We start from the raw sequence: 13,913 nt of genomic DNA on the forward strand, positions 1-13,913 counted from the left end.
AGAAAAAGGATTCAGAGATCGGCTTTCTTCGACTCTTCCCCCGCTTTTTTTGCCAGTTTCTCAAGACAGTCACGGCAAATATTATGCCCTCCAAAACTGATAATCCCATTCATTCCGCTGCAGAAGATACATGCAGGTTCATATTTTTGAAGAATGATCCGATTATCATCGTCAACGAATATCTGGAGAGGATCCTTTTCATTTATATTCAAAGTCACCCTCAGCTCTTTCGGCAGCACAATGCGGCCCAATTCATCAACTTTCCTCACGATTCCTGTTGATTTCAATAAAAGTACTTCCTTTCACCAAATACGGTCGTTTTTTCGCCTGAACGGAAAAATTATAGTATAATTTTCCATATTTGTCAATTGGTTACACTGAAAAACTTTTCATTGAATCAATAATATTGAAATTCAGTCACGAATAGTAATTATACAGTTGATTTTCAGCGAGGGGATGAACAAACTGTTAAATTACATCTGGGCCGGCATGATTCTTTTCAGTGTAATCTGCGCCGTCATCACCGGAAGAATGGAACAGCTTTCCGGCGCCGTTTTAAGCGGCGCCTCCGACGCGGTGACCCTGGTGCTCACCATGACCGGCATGATGTGCGCCTGGACCGGCCTGATGAAAATCGCCGACGAAGGCGGGCTGACAGCGCTTTTGTCGAAGGCGCTGAATCCGATCATGCGCCTGCTGTTTCCCGACTGCAAGCCGGGCGGACCCGCTGTCAAAGCGATGTGCATGAACATCACGGCAAATCTGCTCGGCTTGGGCAACGCCGCCACGCCTCTGGGGATCGCCGCCATGAAAGAGCTGAAAAAGAACAATCCGACGCAGACCGCGGACAATTCCATGGCGACGTTTGTCGTTCTGAACACGGCTTCCATCCAGCTGATCCCCACATTTCTTGGAACCATGAGAGCCCAGTACGGCTCCGCCGCGCCGTTTGACATCCTGCCGGCAGTCTGGATCACCTCCGTCTGTTCCGTGATCGTCGGACTGACGGCGGCAAAGCTGATGGAGGGTTTTTCCGGTGGATAAGTTTGGGATTTTCGTGATGCCTGCCGTCGTTTTTTGTATCATCCTGTTCGGATTCATTCGGAAAGTTCCGGTCTTCGACACTTTTGTCTCGGGCGCCAAAGAAGGCCTGCGCTCCACCGTTTCGATCCTCCCGTCGCTGATCGGCCTGATCATGGCCGTTTCCATGCTCAGCGCGTCCGGCGCGCTGGATCTTCTCTCCTCGCTTCTGGCTCCCGTTGCAAACTGGATCGGCCTGCCGAAACAGGCGATGCCTCTCGCGCTGATCCGGCCGATCTCCGGCAGCGGTTCCACAGCCGTTCTCTTCCGTATTTTTCAGGATTACGGGCCGGACAGCTTCATCGGGCGCGTCTCGTCGGTGATGTCCGGATCGACGGAGACAACCTTCTATGCCATTGCCGTTTATTTCGGAGCTGTCGGCATCAGGAAGACCCGCCACACCATCCCCGCCGCGCTGACGGCCGACCTGACCGTCTGCATCGTTTCGGCCCTGACGGTGCGGCTGCTCTTTTCGTGATATGGAACGGACGCTGAGGTCCGCACCGGTCTGGGCCCTGGCCGGGAACCCGAACTGCGGGAAAACGACGCTGTTCAACCGCCTGACCGGCTCCAGCGCCACGGTCGGCAACTGGCCGGGCGTCACGGTGGAAAAGAAGAGCGGCACCGCCAAATGGGACAGTGGGAGCGCTCATATCGTCGACCTGCCCGGGATCTATTCCCTTGTGCCCTACACGCCGGAGGAAGCGCTCGCGGGAAACTTTCTGCGCGAGGAAAAGCCGGATCTGATTCTGAATGTGATCGACGCCACCTGTCTGGAGCGGAGCCTGTACCTCACCACACAGCTGCTGGAGCTTGGAATTCCCGTCGTCGCGGCGCTCAGCATGACGGACGCGCTCGCCCGGCGCGGCGGCAAAGTGAACTGCCGCCTGCTTTCGGTCCTTCTCGGAGTCCCGGTCGTGCCGATCTGCGCGACCCGCGGGACCGGCACCGCCGCGCTGCTGAAAACAGCCGCCCGGACGCCGGACGGACCCGTGCGGGCGGCGCGGCCCATCCGGCCCGCCCCCGGAGTCCGGGACCCCGACCTCGAGTCGGCCCAGGCCCGTTACCGCCGGATTCATGACATTGTTTCAAAAACCGTCTCGGGCGCCGAAGTCGTCCACAGGGTTACCGAACGGATCGACCGGATCGCCACAGACCGGTACTTGTCCATTCCCCTTTTCCTGCTGATCGTCCTGGCGGTTTTCGCGCTGACCTTTGGCACCGTGGGAAATGCCCTAGTACAAGTTATGGGGCTTCTGGTCGACTCGGCGTCCCGGACATTGGGCACTTTTCTGGAAGCCGCCGGAGTCTCCTTCTGGGTGAAAGACCTGATTCTGAACGGAATTCTCGCCGGCGTGGGGGCGGTTCTGAAATTTCTGCCGCAGATCGCCCTCCTTTTCCTGCTGCTCTCTTTTCTGGAGGACAGCGGATACATGGCCCGCGCCGCCTTCATTATGGATGCGCCGATGAGAAAAATCGGGCTTTCCGGGCGCTCGTTCGTTCCCCTGCTAATGGGATTCGGATGCACGGTCCCGGCGGTCATGGGCACGCGGATTCTGGAAAGCGAAAAAGACAGGCGCCTGACCGTGCTGATTACCCCGTTTATGTCCTGCAGCGCGAAAATGCCGGTCTACTCCCTGTTCCTCGGCGTCTTTTTCGCGGGCCGCCAGCCGGCCGCCATGTTCCTGATCTACCTGCTCGGGGTCCTGATGGGGCTTCTCTCCGCCGTCTTCCTCAAAAGCACCGTGCTGCGCGGCGAACCCGCCCCGTTTCTGATGGAGCTGCCGGATTACCGTCTTCCGACGCCCGGCAATATCCGGAAGCACGTCGGCCGGCGGGTGCGGGATTTCCTCCGCCGCGCCGGAACGACCGTTTTTCTCGCGACCGTGGCGATCTGGCTTCTGCAGTCCATTTCGGTTGATTTTCACATGACTTTGGACAGTTCGCGCAGTCTTCTCGCGTTGGCGGGGCACGCCGTCGCGCCGGTTTTCACCCTGTGCGGCTTCGGGGGCTGGAAACAGGCCGTCGCGCTTCTGACCGGCCTTGTCGCGAAGGAATCGATCGTCGGGGCATACGGCGTTCTCTGTGCCGGCGACCCCGCCGCCGGGCTGAAAGTGCTGTTCAGCCCGGCGAGCGCCTGCTCCTACCTGATCTTCATCCTTCTCTACACCCCGTGCTCCGCGGCGCTCGCGGCGATCCGCCGGGAATCGGGCCTGCGCCTCGCCGTGTTCAGCGCGTTCTATCAATTCGCGACCGCCTGGTATGCCTCCGCGCTGTTTTATCAGCTCGCGCTGCTGTTCCAGAGACTGCACCCTTAGCGCTCCTCCTACAGCCAGGGGTCCGGCACCGCCGCGGACGGGGAAGTGAGCAGAACGTCGGGGTGTCTCAGGATCCGGCGAAAATGGCGCATCGCCTGGGCATAATAATATCCATCGCAGATCCGTTCGTCCACAACGAACCGGAAGTTGATCGTCCTGACCGGCTTCACGGCCCCATAGCGCCCCATCCGGAGCGAAGTTTCCTTTCTTCCGATGGAAAGAAAGATGGAGCACGATCCGAAATCATAAAGATGGTGGTAGACGGAACCGATTCCCGTGGAGCCGATGTCGACCACAAAAGCGCTCGCGTGAAACGGAGAAACGCGGTGAATTGCCCGGGGCATAAGCCCCGCCTCGTCCATGCGCCACAGAAGGAACACGACCAAACGCAGAAAACGAACGGGCAGACGCCTCAAAAGCTCCGCCGTGCGGTATGTTCCGTTGTTCTGCGCGGAGCTTTTGACCTCTTCAATCCCGGTGTGAATTTTTCTCCAGATGTCCTCCAGGGAATCCGCAGGGGAAAAGAGCGTTTTCACGGCTGTATCCTGCCCCGCCTCGCTCATGGTGTTTTTCACGTCGATCGAGAGGGCGATCTGGTTTCTGGCGTAGAGCTTTCTTCCGGATACGTACCGGTTCAGCCCGGGGTGCAGGGCGATCAGGCGCACCGCCGCGGCCATGACGACATGCAGGGTGCTCAGATCTTTCATCCCGGTTTCCCTGCGCATCCGCCGGATAAACTGTTCCAGATGAGTGATCTCAACTTTTTCCTCGAAAAAGACCATACTGCCCGTCCTGTTCTTCATCACGTGCGGAATCACCGCGAAAAACGGATCCTCTTTGCGGATGCGGAACGAATCATAGCGGTCGCCGAACCTGCGCTTCCGGCCGGGATAAACCGTATTCTCCATCATAAACCCTCCTCATCGGAAGTTTTCATCTTGATTATAAATCAAAAACGGCAAAAATCCAATCGCTTTCTTCCCATTTCGCGCATTGCATTTCCATAAAGTGTTTGTTATAATGTTTGTGATTTCATGGCGGAAACCGGAAAAATTTTTCGGTTCCGCGGTAGGAGCGGATTTTCATGATTTTGGTTCTGGATATCGGCAACACCAACATCACTTTGGGCGTTTACGAAGGAGACAAGCTGCTTTTTGTCTCCCGCATGGCGACGGACCGTATGAGAATGGAAGATCAGTACGCCATCGAACTGAGGGAAATCCTGGACATCCATGGCGTTTCCTTCCGGCAGATCGAAGGAACCGCCATCAGTTCGGTCGTTCCTTCCGTAGACCTGTCCCTGAAACGGGCAATCCTCCGCCTGACCGGAGCGGAACCGGTCAGCGTCGGGCCGGAAATGAAAACCGGAATCCGGATCGGCATCAGCTCGGAAGTGGTCGGCGCCGACCTGATCGTCGGCTGCGTCGCTGCGGCGGAGCTGTTTCACGGGCCGTGCATCATCATCGACATGGGGACTGCGACGACGTTCGTCGTCCTGGACGAGAACCGGGTCATGCTGGGCGGCGCGATCGCGCCGGGGGTCGGCATTTCGCTGGACGCCCTGACGAACCGCACGGCGCAGCTTCCCTCCATCAGCCTGGAAGCGCCCGCTCATTTTATTGGAAGCAGCACCACCGAATGCATGCGCTCCGGCCTGATCAACGGAACCGCATGCATGATAGACGGCATGTGCGCCCACATGGAAAAGGAACTGGGTAAAAAATGCCAGGCCGTGGCAACGGGAGGTCTCTCAAAGGAGATCATCGAGCAATGCGAACGGGAGATCGTATACAGCGATACGCTTTTATTGGAGGGCCTGCGGATCATCTACGAAAAGAACAAGCCCTAAGTTTCCCGCCCGAGCCGGATGTACGACAAAAGCCGCCGTTCCCGAAATGCCGGGACGGCGGCTGATTTAAGGTTAAAATGGTCCTAAGCGTTGTGATGAGTGGGCTCCTCCTCATCGCGGAACAGAAACCTCAGACACCAGAGAGCGGAAACGGCCACCACAATGAAAACAACGCGGCTGCCGGCCGTCAGCTGTCCGCCGAAGATCCAGGAGACAATGTCGAACCCGAAAAGTCCGATGGAACCCCAGTTCAATCCTCCGATAATAACCAGTATCAAAGCGATTTTATCAAGCATTGATATTACCCCTTTCATCATGTAGCTTTACCGCGAAAATATAATTTATTCAGAAAATTTAATTTAAATTTCTGAAATTCCGCCTCTCGCGGCCTTTTAAAGAGGCGGACAAAATATTTTGCCCTTTTCTTCACAAAATAAAACACGCTTTACAAATCCGATCCTCTATGATAACATGCAAATGAGAATTGTTTGCATTTAGCGAACAGAAATGGCCGCACGGCGGAAAGAGCCGCGCGCCGTCAAGTTGAATCCGGGAGCTGATCGTATGGAAAACAGCAGAGGCCGCCTGAAAAACTGCGGACTGAAAATCACGCGCCAGCGCCGCGAAATCATGGACATTTTGGAACAAAGCGCGAGGCCCGTTTCCGCAGAGGGAATTTTTTTCAAACTGCGGGAACAGGGAAACGCCATCAGTCTCTCCACCGTTTACCGGGTTCTGGAGCTCCTGGTGACAAAAAAGGCCGTGCGCCGGATCAGCACCGTGGACGAATGCGGCGCCCTGTTTGAACTGGGCGATATGCACCGTCACTATCTGGTCTGCCTGAGCTGCCACAAGATGTTCCCGATCGACGACTGCCCCCTGGAGGCCTATGAAAAAGAGCTGACTGCCAGGACCGGCTTTGACGTAACCGGCCACAGCCTCGAAATTTACGGCTATTGCCGTGACTGCCGCAAGAAAAACGACTGATTTTTTCCAGCCTCTTCCTCGGCTCTTGACAATGCGCAGCGGAAAGATTAACATATATGGTATTCGCAGTGAAATAGAAAGCTATATATTGCCCTGCGTGAGAAGCAACGGGGAGGAATATTCATGCTGACACACATTATTAAAAGGAACCGTTCCAGAGTGCCTTTTAAAGAGGAAAAAATCGTCTGGGCGATTTTCAAAGCCGCGACCGCGGTCGGCGGCGACGATTTTGCGACCTCGGAGCGCCTTGCGAGCGAGGTTGTAAAACTGGCGGAGCAGAAATATCCGGACGGCGTTGCCGAGGTCGAGGGAATCCAGGATATTGTTGAAAAGGTTCTGATTGAAGAGGGCCACGCCAAAACGGCGAAGGCCTTTATCCTATATCGGGAAAAGAGGCGTTCCGCGCGCGAATCCAACGCGCTGATCGGCGCGACGATCAACATGTTCAGCGAATATCTGGACGACAGGGACTGGAAAATCAACGAAAACGCCAACACGCAGAAATCCATCAACGGGCTGAACAATTATGTCCGCGAAGCGTTTACAAAGAATTACTGGCTGCACGAAATCTATCCTCAGGAGATACGCGACGCGCATCTTTCCGGCGATCTCCACATCCACGATCTTGGTTTCTTCGGGCCCTACTGCGCGGGCTGGGACCTGCGGCAAATCCTGCAGGGCGGGTTCGGCGGCGTGCCGGGCAAGGTGGAATCGCGGCCTCCGAAGCATCTTCGCACGTTTTTAGGACAGATCGTCAATTCCACCTTCACGACTCAGGGGGAAACCGCAGGCGCGCAAGCCTGGTCTTCGTTCGATACATACTGCGCGCCGTTCGTCCGTTACGATCATCTCGATTATAAATCGGTCAAGCAGGCCCTTCAGGAGTTTATCTTCAATCTGAATGTTCCGACCCGCGTCGGCTTTCAGTGCCCGTTTTCGAATTTAACGTTCGACATCGCCGTGCCCCGCACGCTGCGCGACCAGAACGTAATGGCCGGCGGAGCGGTCATGCCGGAGAAATACGGCGATTTTCAGAAGGAGATGGACATTGTCAATCTCGCGTTCTGCGACGTGATGATGGAGGGCGACAGCAAGGGCCGCGTGTTCACCTTCCCGATTCCGACCATCAACGTGACAAAGGACTTTCAGTGGGACAGCCCGGTCGTCAACCGCTTCATGGAGATCACCTGCAAATACGGAATCCCTTACTTTTCCAACTACATCAACTCCGACCTCTCGCCGGAGGACGCGCTCTCCATGTGCTGCCGCCTGCGCATCGACAAAAGCGAACTGCGCAAACGCGGCGGCGGCCTGTTCGGTTCCAACCCGCTGACCGGTTCCATCGGCGTCGTCACCGTTAACCTGCCGCGCATCGCCTACGTTTCCAAAAGCGAGTCCGAATTCCGCATGCGCCTTTGGCGGGAAATGAACATCGCAAAGGAAAGTCTTGAAATCAAGCGGAAAGTCATTGAGGAGCAGACCGAGCGCGGGCTGTATCCCTATTCGCGCAATTACCTGAAAGACGTCAAGAACAAGACCGGAGCGTACTGGTACAACCATTTCAACACCATCGGGCTGATCGGCATGAACGAAGCCTGCATGAATCTCTTTGGGCCCGGCTGCGACCTGACGACCGAAAAGGGTCAGGAGTTTGCAATCGGCACGCTCAATTATATGCGTGATTTCATCCGGGACATTCAGGAGGAAACCGGGCATTACTACAATCTGGAGGCAACGCCCGCCGAAGGGGCAAGCTACAGCCTGGCACGCCTGGACAAGGCGCGCTACCCGGATATCATCACCGCCGGTGAAAACGAGCCGTATTATACGAATTCGACCCAGCTGCCGGTCGGATATACGGACGACATTTTTGAAACGCTCGACCTTCAGGATGAACTTCAATCATTGTATACGGGAGGCACCGTGCTGCATTTTTACCTTGGGGAAGAGATTCACGACACGGAGGCCGCAAAACGCCTGATCCGCAAAATTTTTACCAAATACAAGCTGCCCTATATCTCGCTGACACCGACCTTCTCGATCTGCAGCGACCACGGCTATCTTGCCGGCGAACATTTCACCTGCCCCTATTGCGGCAAACCCGCCGAGGTATGGAGCCGCGTCGTCGGCTATCTGCGGCCGGTTCAGAATTTCAACCGCGGCAAACAGGAAGAATACCGTGAGCGCAAGAAATACGTCATACGGGAGCAGGCGCTATGATTTTCGCCGGGATCCAGAAAAGCTCGCTTGTCGACTATCCGGGGCTGGTTTCCTGCGTGCTGTTCGTGCCGGGCTGTAATTACGACTGCTTTTACTGCCACAACCGCTCGCTGTTCAGCGGCCCGCACGAGATTCTGGACCCCGGCGCGGTCTGGACGTTTTTGAACAAGCGCGCGGGCCTGCTCGACGCGGTGGTTCTGACCGGCGGCGAACCGACCTGTCAGGCCGACCTGGTTGAAACGCTGTTGGAATTCAAATCATTGGGCTATCAGGTCAAACTGGATACGAACGGCTCGAATCCGGAAAGAGTCGCGGATGTGCTCAAAAGCGGCGCGTGCAGCTACTTTGCGGTCGATTACAAGGCCCCGGCGGCGCGGTACAAAGAGATCTGCGGACCTGGCGCGAATGCGGAAGCCGTGCGGAAAACGGTCCGTCTGCTTGCGGAAAGCGGCATTTCCTTCGAGATCCGCACCACCGTGATCCCCCAGCTGACAGAAAGGGATCTGCTTCAGATGGCTTCCGAATTGCCTCCCGTTCCCCGCTGGTCGCTGAACCGTTACCGAAAACCGGAGCAGTACAAGCCCTGCGACAGGGCGAGGATCAGCGCGCCTCCGTGGCTCCAGGAACAAATTGAAGGCTTTGCGCGGAGCATGTCTTCCGTACAGCCCTATATGAACATAAAATAAGCGGCCGCCCTTCCCTTTTTCAGGGAAAGCGGCCGCTTTTCAATCCTTCGATTCAAATTCCCGGTACAGCAGGCTGGGCTGGATCCCGTCGTTGTTCTGATATTTGCCGCTTTGATACGGATCGTAGTCCCCTTCGATGGTGTGGTAATAGATCTGGCAGATTTCCACTCCCGGATAAATAACGATCGGCTGTGTGCAGAACATTTCGAGCGTCCAGTATCCGGCGAAACCAACATCCCCGAATCCGGCGGTGATATGGATAAACAAGCCGAGCCGACCGACGGAAGAGCGTCCCTCCAGCATGGGAACCAGACCCTCGGTGCGGGTGTATTCCGCCGTTCTTCCCAAATACAGCCGTCCGGGCTCCAGCCGAAAACCGGAATCCGGAATCCGGATTTTTTTAACCGGATTCGGTTTCTTCATATCCAGCACGGTCTCCTCGTATACCAGAAGCTCATTGTGGAGCGACAGATTATAGCTGTTCGGGTTGATTTTTTTTCCGTCAAAAGGCTCAATTACAATATCTCCGCCCGCGCGGCGAAGAATCTCTCTTCCGGACAGAATCATATTCCGCTTCCTTTCCATTTGAAACCTGTCCCACGGCGAACCGGGGAAAGGATAAAAAATACGATAAATGCGGGCGGACCGCATTTATCGTACAAACATACTTTAATCAAATCGCGGAAAACCCGCGTTTTGCGTCTTTGTCAGGCTTCTTCCTTCATTTTCGCAAAGCACTCGCTGCAGTAAACCGGACGGCCTTCCGTCGGCTGGAACGGAACCTTGCAGGGAGCACCGCACGCAGCGCAAACAGCATCGAACATTTCCCTCTGGGGTTTCTGGCTCATTCTGCGGGCCTTGCGGCACTCAGGGCACCTTTTCGGTTCATTGGTAAACCCTTTCGCAGCGTAAAATTCCTGCTCGCCAGCAGTCCAGACAAACTCCTTCCCGCATTCTTGACAGACTAACGTTTTGTCCTCAAACATATTTTTTACCTCACTTGTGATAATTTTTTGCCCTGGGACGGAGTTGAACCGACAACCTTTGGAATTACCAATGCTCTTGCGTTAAGCTACTGGGGCATATGACGAAGGGTGGTTTCTCACTCCTACGCAACATAGATTATACCAGAACGAGGGGAATGTCAAGCATTATTTTTAATTTACTGAAAAATATTTAAAATAATCTATAATTAGCGAAGAAATATCAATATTTTTTCATGGATTATGCCGATTTTAAACGAAACGGCTTTTTCTTGAAAAACACGCTGCAAAAGGGGTCTCCAAGCTGTGCGCGGCAGAAAAAAGGCCAGCGCAAAATCCGCCGGCCTTTTTTGTTCAGTCCGTCCGATGCATTTTGTCCAGACATTCCGGGCAGATCCCCCGAAGCAGAATATCGGCTGAATCAATCTGCAGGCGGTATTTTCTCTCCGCCTGAATCACCCGCGCGGGACTGACAGATTCATCCGGTATATCCATCACGCAACCGCATTTCGAACAGACAAAGTGAGTGTGCGGTTTGACGTTTCCATCGAATCTTTCCTGCCCGTTCACCACGCCGACGCTGAGAATCGTTCCATCCTGCTTGAACTGCGCCAGGTTTCTGTAGACCGTTCCGAGGCTTAAATCGGGGTACTCCGGCTTCAGCTTTTCATAGACCCAATCGGCCGTCGGATGCGAAGTAGTTGAGCGCACGGCGCTCAAAATCGCTTCCCGTTTCCTGCTGTAATTCCGTCTTTTTTCCATAAGGTCACCTCGCGGCAATCATAATAATAATAACTTTTCTCGATTATTTTAACATTGTTTCCGCCTTTTGTAAAGAGCATTCCTTCTTAGTTTGCCGTCATGTATCAAATTGGCAGAAAAGATGATATAATAAGTCCCGGCAAAAAGCATCAACATACAAAAGGAGATATCATGAAAAAGGGCATTCTGAAGGAATACGCTGTCATTACCCTGAGCACGCTGGTGATTTCGGCCGGTATTTATTTTTTCAAATTTCCAAATGACTTTACCTTTGGCGGGGTGTCCGGCCTGGCGGTCGTATTGGGGCGCATTACAACTCTTTCTCCGGGGAGCGTCAATTTTGTTTTAAACGCTCTTCTGGTGATCTGCGGATTCCTTTTTTTAGGAAAAAATTTCGGCATAAAAACCGTTTATACGAGCTTTCTTCTCTCCGGCGCGGTCTGGATTCTGGAACGGCTGGTCCCGATGACAAAGCCGCTGACGGACGATCCGATGCTGGAGCTTGTGTTCGCGGTGCTGCTGCCCGCCTTCGGCTCCGCTCTGCTGTTTCACGCGGGAGCCTCCTCCGGCGGGACCGATATCATCGCGATGATCCTGAAACGATATACCAGCGTGGACATCGGAAGAGCCCTTTTCATCAGCGACTTTTTTATCACGATGTCTTCTTTTCTGGTTTTCAGCATTAAGACCGCCCTGTTTTCCTGCCTCGGCCTGCTGGCGAAATCGCTGATTGTCGACAGCGTAATTGAAAGCATCAACCTGAACAAATACTTCAACGTGATCTGCTCCGAGCCGGAGCCGATTCTGGACTACATCGTCAAAAAGCTGGATCGGAGCGCGACGGTATGCGACGCGGTCGGAGCTTATTCCCACCATCACAAATATATCATCTTTACCGTGATGAACCGCGCGCAGGCAGTGCAGCTGCGCCGTTTCATCCGCTCGGTCGAACCGGACGCGTTCCTGCTGGTCTGCAACACCAGTGAAATTATCGGAAGAGGGTTTCACAGCGAATAACCCGCAAAAGGACCGGGCGCCAAAATTCTGCGCCCGGTCCTTTCTATTTATGAAAAAGCTTTGTCACCATTCCGATCTCTTCCCCGCTCGGAACAAGCAGCCGGTAAAACGGCGTGTGGGAAAAGCGGCAGAAAATGGCAATACAGGTGACGGACTGCGCCGTCAGCGAGATCGACGTTGCGAGCGCGACGCCGTTAATGCCCATGCGCGGAATCAAAACCAGGCTGAAAACAGTATTGACCGCGATACCCAACACCGTCGGGATGATATTCAGCTCCGGCTTTCCGTATGCGGCAATGGAATTTCCGAGCACCTTCGCGTAGGAGATCAAAACATAACCGACAGCCAAAAAAGGGAGTGGTTTCACCGCATCCCGGTACATGGGAAACAGAACCGGGACGAAGATCTTCGCCGCCCAGTAAAGCAGAACTGCGGAAACAGTCGTGATATAGGTGACGATTTTGGATGAAAGCACGGAAAGGCGGACTTTGTCCTTTTGTTCCGTCATCCCGGCGATCCGGCTCAGGATGACCTGACTGACGGCGTCCGGCAAAACCCAGACCTGCTGCATAATGGTGACGGCCGTGCTGTAAATGCTGTAATCCGCCAGGGAATACAGCCCCTGGACAATATAGGTTCCTAAAAACGAATTGAGGTAGGTCAGAACATTGCTGACATGGGATTTCAGGCTGTACCGGACCATATCGCCCGTTCCAACCGGAAGATCGTTTTCCGGGGCCGGCTTCGGCTTCGGTCCGTTCCACCGCACAATGCCGTAAAGGGCAAACAGGAGCATCCCGGCTGTGATTGCGATGGTGCACCAGACCCAGACGGCGGCGTTCGGCCGCAGAAAAATCCAGACCGCCAGTGCCGTCACCAGAATCCGCTGCGTAAGGTTCACGAGATTGAAGGCTTTAAACTTATCCTCACCCCGCAGGACCGACGTGCAGATATTGAACAGAAACGACAGAGCGCCGTAAACGACAATCGCGACCAGAAACTGGGCGGGCGTTTCGGTGAAGAACGAACTTCCGCGAAGAAAGAAAAGCATCGCCGCCCCAATCCCTGCGATCACGACCGTGACGCCGAGGCTGAGCCTCTTTACTGCGCGCTCGGTATTGCCCACTGTAAAGCGGGCCACATAATATACGACTCCGGAAGCGGCGCTGAGACCGAGGACCGTATTCAGCCCCCCGCCCCATTGCTGCACCTGATTATACAGCGCCTTCACATCCGGGCTGACGTTCCGCAGAACGATAAACGACGAAATCAGCCCCAGCACGGCCCCAAACAAATTGGTCCCGAACGTGTTAACCGAATCGCGCACCACCGCGCTGTGAATTTTCTTTGTCTTCTCTTTTTTCATCCGGTTTCAGACTCCACCTTAATTTCATTTCGGATGGAGTCATTATAGCATCATCGGCGCCGAATCACAACTGATTTTCATCCGTTGCCGCGCGCCTCCGGCAAACTGCGCTCCAGCGCCTTTTTCACGGCAAAATAGAGAGGGACCGCGATCACGTCCGCAATCAGGGCGTTGGTGAGCGTCGCGCCGAGCTTTGTCAGCATGATGATCTGTACGGACTGCGCCGCGGACCCGAGCATGATCTCTTTCAATGCGGAGTAGGAAAGATACAGGACGCAGTATGAAAGCGACCCGATCACGGCGGCCGCGACGACACGGGAAAGCTTTTTGCCGGTCTTGTCTCCGCCCCAGGCGATCAGGCCGCAGATCCAGGCCATGGCAAACTTTGTGACGAGCGTCACCGGCGCGCTGGAAGCCCAGCCGCCGACCAGATCGAACAGCCCCGAACCGATGCCCGCGGCCAGCCCTCCGTAAACCGGCCCGAGCAGCAGGCCGGACAGAATGCAGAACACATTGGCAAAGCCGATCATCGTCTTATCTCCGCCCACCGGGATCTGCACTTTGAAAAACATGGTCGCCAAAAAGACGAGCGCAGCCATCAGGCCCGCCAATGCAAGACGGACCGTTCTATTTCCGCTTCTCAAT

General features: G+C 54.9%; 16 protein-coding genes. 8 read left to right on the forward strand and 8 right to left on the reverse strand.

Going from position 1 to position 13,913, the window contains the following annotated elements; translation table 11 throughout:
• Nucleotides 1-11 precede the first annotated feature (11 nt).
• Nucleotides 12-287: an AbrB/MazE/SpoVT family DNA-binding domain-containing protein gene (locus EQM14_RS12905; RefSeq protein WP_128743595.1), complete on the reverse strand. Its 276-nt coding sequence runs from the start codon at nucleotides 285-287 to the stop codon at nucleotides 12-14.
• Between the two features lie 169 nt (nucleotides 288-456).
• Here EQM14_RS12905 and EQM14_RS12910 point away from each other — a divergent pair, with 169 nt between their 5' ends.
• From EQM14_RS12910 to feoB, 3 genes are read left to right on the forward strand one after another with little or no spacing between them, the layout of a single operon-like run.
• Nucleotides 457-1,044 carry a nucleoside recognition domain-containing protein gene (locus EQM14_RS12910; RefSeq protein ID WP_243112530.1) on the forward strand — a complete coding sequence of 196 codons (588 nt, stop codon included), beginning with the start codon at nucleotides 457-459 and terminating at the stop codon, nucleotides 1,042-1,044.
• Nucleotides 1,037-1,558 carry a spore maturation protein gene (locus EQM14_RS12915; RefSeq protein ID WP_243112531.1) on the forward strand — a complete coding sequence of 174 codons (522 nt, stop codon included), beginning with the start codon at nucleotides 1,037-1,039 and terminating at the stop codon, nucleotides 1,556-1,558. Before EQM14_RS12910 ends, EQM14_RS12915 begins: the two co-directional genes overlap by 8 nt.
• Nucleotide 1,559: 1 nt before the next feature.
• A complete protein-coding gene (gene feoB / locus EQM14_RS12920; RefSeq protein WP_128743597.1) occupies nucleotides 1,560-3,398 on the forward strand; it encodes a ferrous iron transport protein B in 1,839 nt (612 codons plus the stop codon).
• 8 nt (nucleotides 3,399-3,406) lie between these two features.
• Here feoB and EQM14_RS12925 read toward each other — a convergent pair whose 3' ends face one another.
• Complete coding sequence (locus EQM14_RS12925; protein WP_128743598.1) at nucleotides 3,407-4,309, reverse strand: hypothetical protein; 903 nt, start codon at nucleotides 4,307-4,309, stop codon at nucleotides 3,407-3,409.
• 173 nt (nucleotides 4,310-4,482) lie between these two features.
• Here EQM14_RS12925 and EQM14_RS12930 point away from each other — a divergent pair, with 173 nt between their 5' ends.
• Nucleotides 4,483-5,247: a type III pantothenate kinase gene (locus EQM14_RS12930; protein WP_128743599.1), complete on the forward strand. Its 765-nt coding sequence runs from the start codon at nucleotides 4,483-4,485 to the stop codon at nucleotides 5,245-5,247.
• 83 nt (nucleotides 5,248-5,330) lie between these two features.
• Here the strand turns inward: EQM14_RS12930 and EQM14_RS12935 are convergent, their stop codons facing one another.
• Nucleotides 5,331-5,543 (reverse strand): DUF378 domain-containing protein, encoded by a 213-nt coding sequence (locus tag EQM14_RS12935; protein ID WP_128743600.1) that lies wholly within the window; start codon nucleotides 5,541-5,543, stop codon nucleotides 5,331-5,333.
• Nucleotides 5,544-5,811: 268 nt separating this feature from the next.
• Between EQM14_RS12935 and EQM14_RS12940 the strand changes: the two genes are divergently transcribed.
• The 3 genes from EQM14_RS12940 (at nucleotide 5,812) to EQM14_RS12950 (ending at nucleotide 9,140) form a co-directional block, all read left to right on the forward strand.
• Nucleotides 5,812-6,234, forward strand: a complete 423-nt coding sequence (locus EQM14_RS12940; protein ID WP_128743601.1) for a Fur family transcriptional regulator — start codon at nucleotides 5,812-5,814, stop codon at nucleotides 6,232-6,234.
• A gap of 123 nt (nucleotides 6,235-6,357) precedes the next feature.
• On the forward strand, nucleotides 6,358-8,454 hold the full coding sequence (locus EQM14_RS12945) for a ribonucleoside triphosphate reductase (protein WP_128743602.1): 2,097 nt from the start codon (nucleotides 6,358-6,360) through the stop codon (nucleotides 8,452-8,454).
• Entirely contained in the window at nucleotides 8,451-9,140 is a 690-nt protein-coding gene (locus EQM14_RS12950) for an anaerobic ribonucleoside-triphosphate reductase activating protein (RefSeq protein ID WP_128743603.1), read from the forward strand. Before EQM14_RS12945 ends, EQM14_RS12950 begins: the two co-directional genes overlap by 4 nt.
• A 39-nt stretch (nucleotides 9,141-9,179) precedes the next feature.
• On the opposite strand, the gene dcd is transcribed toward EQM14_RS12950, so the two are convergent.
• The 3 genes from dcd to EQM14_RS12970 all read right to left on the reverse strand — a co-directional run bounded on the left by dcd (nucleotide 9,180) and on the right by EQM14_RS12970 (nucleotide 10,885).
• Complete coding sequence (gene dcd, locus EQM14_RS12955) at nucleotides 9,180-9,707, reverse strand: dCTP deaminase (protein ID WP_128743604.1); 528 nt, start codon at nucleotides 9,705-9,707, stop codon at nucleotides 9,180-9,182.
• A gap of 140 nt (nucleotides 9,708-9,847) precedes the next feature.
• Nucleotides 9,848-10,126, reverse strand: coding sequence for a zinc-ribbon domain containing protein (locus EQM14_RS12960; RefSeq protein ID WP_128743605.1), 279 nt, complete (start codon nucleotides 10,124-10,126; stop codon nucleotides 9,848-9,850).
• A 351-nt stretch (nucleotides 10,127-10,477) separates the two neighbouring features.
• On the reverse strand, nucleotides 10,478-10,885 hold the full coding sequence (locus EQM14_RS12970; protein ID WP_128743606.1) for a Fur family transcriptional regulator: 408 nt from the start codon (nucleotides 10,883-10,885) through the stop codon (nucleotides 10,478-10,480).
• Nucleotides 10,886-11,056: 171 nt separating this feature from the next.
• Between EQM14_RS12970 and EQM14_RS12975 the strand changes: the two genes are divergently transcribed.
• Complete coding sequence (locus tag EQM14_RS12975) at nucleotides 11,057-11,902, forward strand: YitT family protein (RefSeq protein ID WP_128743607.1); 846 nt, start codon at nucleotides 11,057-11,059, stop codon at nucleotides 11,900-11,902.
• Between the two features lie 43 nt (nucleotides 11,903-11,945).
• Here the strand turns inward: EQM14_RS12975 and EQM14_RS12980 are convergent, their stop codons facing one another.
• The gene (locus EQM14_RS12980) at nucleotides 11,946-13,268 is read right to left on the reverse strand and encodes a lipopolysaccharide biosynthesis protein (RefSeq protein ID WP_128743608.1); all 1,323 of its coding nucleotides are present in this window, start codon (nucleotides 13,266-13,268) and stop codon (nucleotides 11,946-11,948) included.
• Between the two features lie 77 nt (nucleotides 13,269-13,345).
• Nucleotides 13,346-13,912 (reverse strand): ECF transporter S component, encoded by a 567-nt coding sequence (locus EQM14_RS12985; RefSeq protein WP_128743609.1) that lies wholly within the window; start codon nucleotides 13,910-13,912, stop codon nucleotides 13,346-13,348.
• Nucleotide 13,913 lies beyond the last annotated feature (1 nt).

The sequence above is a fragment of the Caproiciproducens sp. NJN-50 genome, from assembly GCF_004103755.1.
In the GTDB taxonomy this organism is placed as follows: domain Bacteria; phylum Bacillota; class Clostridia; order Oscillospirales; family Acutalibacteraceae; genus Caproicibacter.

What these genes read in the sequence shown, in the direction of transcription:
- EQM14_RS12930 (WP_128743599.1), top strand. Translation starts at nt 4,483, where the DNA reads ATGATTTTGGTTCTGGATATCGGCAACACCAACATCACTTTGGGCGTT.
- EQM14_RS12910 (WP_243112530.1), top strand. Translation starts at nt 457, where the DNA reads ATGAACAAACTGTTAAATTACATCTGGGCCGGCATGATTCTTTTCAGT.
- EQM14_RS12960 (WP_128743605.1), bottom strand. Translation starts at nt 10,126, where the DNA reads ATGTTTGAGGACAAAACGTTAGTCTGTCAAGAATGCGGGAAGGAGTTT.
- EQM14_RS12940 (WP_128743601.1), top strand. Translation starts at nt 5,812, where the DNA reads ATGGAAAACAGCAGAGGCCGCCTGAAAAACTGCGGACTGAAAATCACG.
- EQM14_RS12950 (WP_128743603.1), top strand. Translation starts at nt 8,451, where the DNA reads ATGATTTTCGCCGGGATCCAGAAAAGCTCGCTTGTCGACTATCCGGGG.
- EQM14_RS12980 (WP_128743608.1), bottom strand. Translation starts at nt 13,268, where the DNA reads ATGAAAAAAGAGAAGACAAAGAAAATTCACAGCGCGGTGGTGCGCGAT.
- EQM14_RS12935 (WP_128743600.1), bottom strand. Translation starts at nt 5,543, where the DNA reads ATGCTTGATAAAATCGCTTTGATACTGGTTATTATCGGAGGATTGAAC.
- EQM14_RS12970 (WP_128743606.1), bottom strand. Translation starts at nt 10,885, where the DNA reads ATGGAAAAAAGACGGAATTACAGCAGGAAACGGGAAGCGATTTTGAGC.
- feoB (WP_128743597.1), top strand. Translation starts at nt 1,560, where the DNA reads ATGGAACGGACGCTGAGGTCCGCACCGGTCTGGGCCCTGGCCGGGAAC.
- EQM14_RS12945 (WP_128743602.1), top strand. Translation starts at nt 6,358, where the DNA reads ATGCTGACACACATTATTAAAAGGAACCGTTCCAGAGTGCCTTTTAAA.
- EQM14_RS12975 (WP_128743607.1), top strand. Translation starts at nt 11,057, where the DNA reads ATGAAAAAGGGCATTCTGAAGGAATACGCTGTCATTACCCTGAGCACG.
- EQM14_RS12925 (WP_128743598.1), bottom strand. Translation starts at nt 4,309, where the DNA reads ATGATGGAGAATACGGTTTATCCCGGCCGGAAGCGCAGGTTCGGCGAC.
- dcd (WP_128743604.1), bottom strand. Translation starts at nt 9,707, where the DNA reads ATGATTCTGTCCGGAAGAGAGATTCTTCGCCGCGCGGGCGGAGATATT.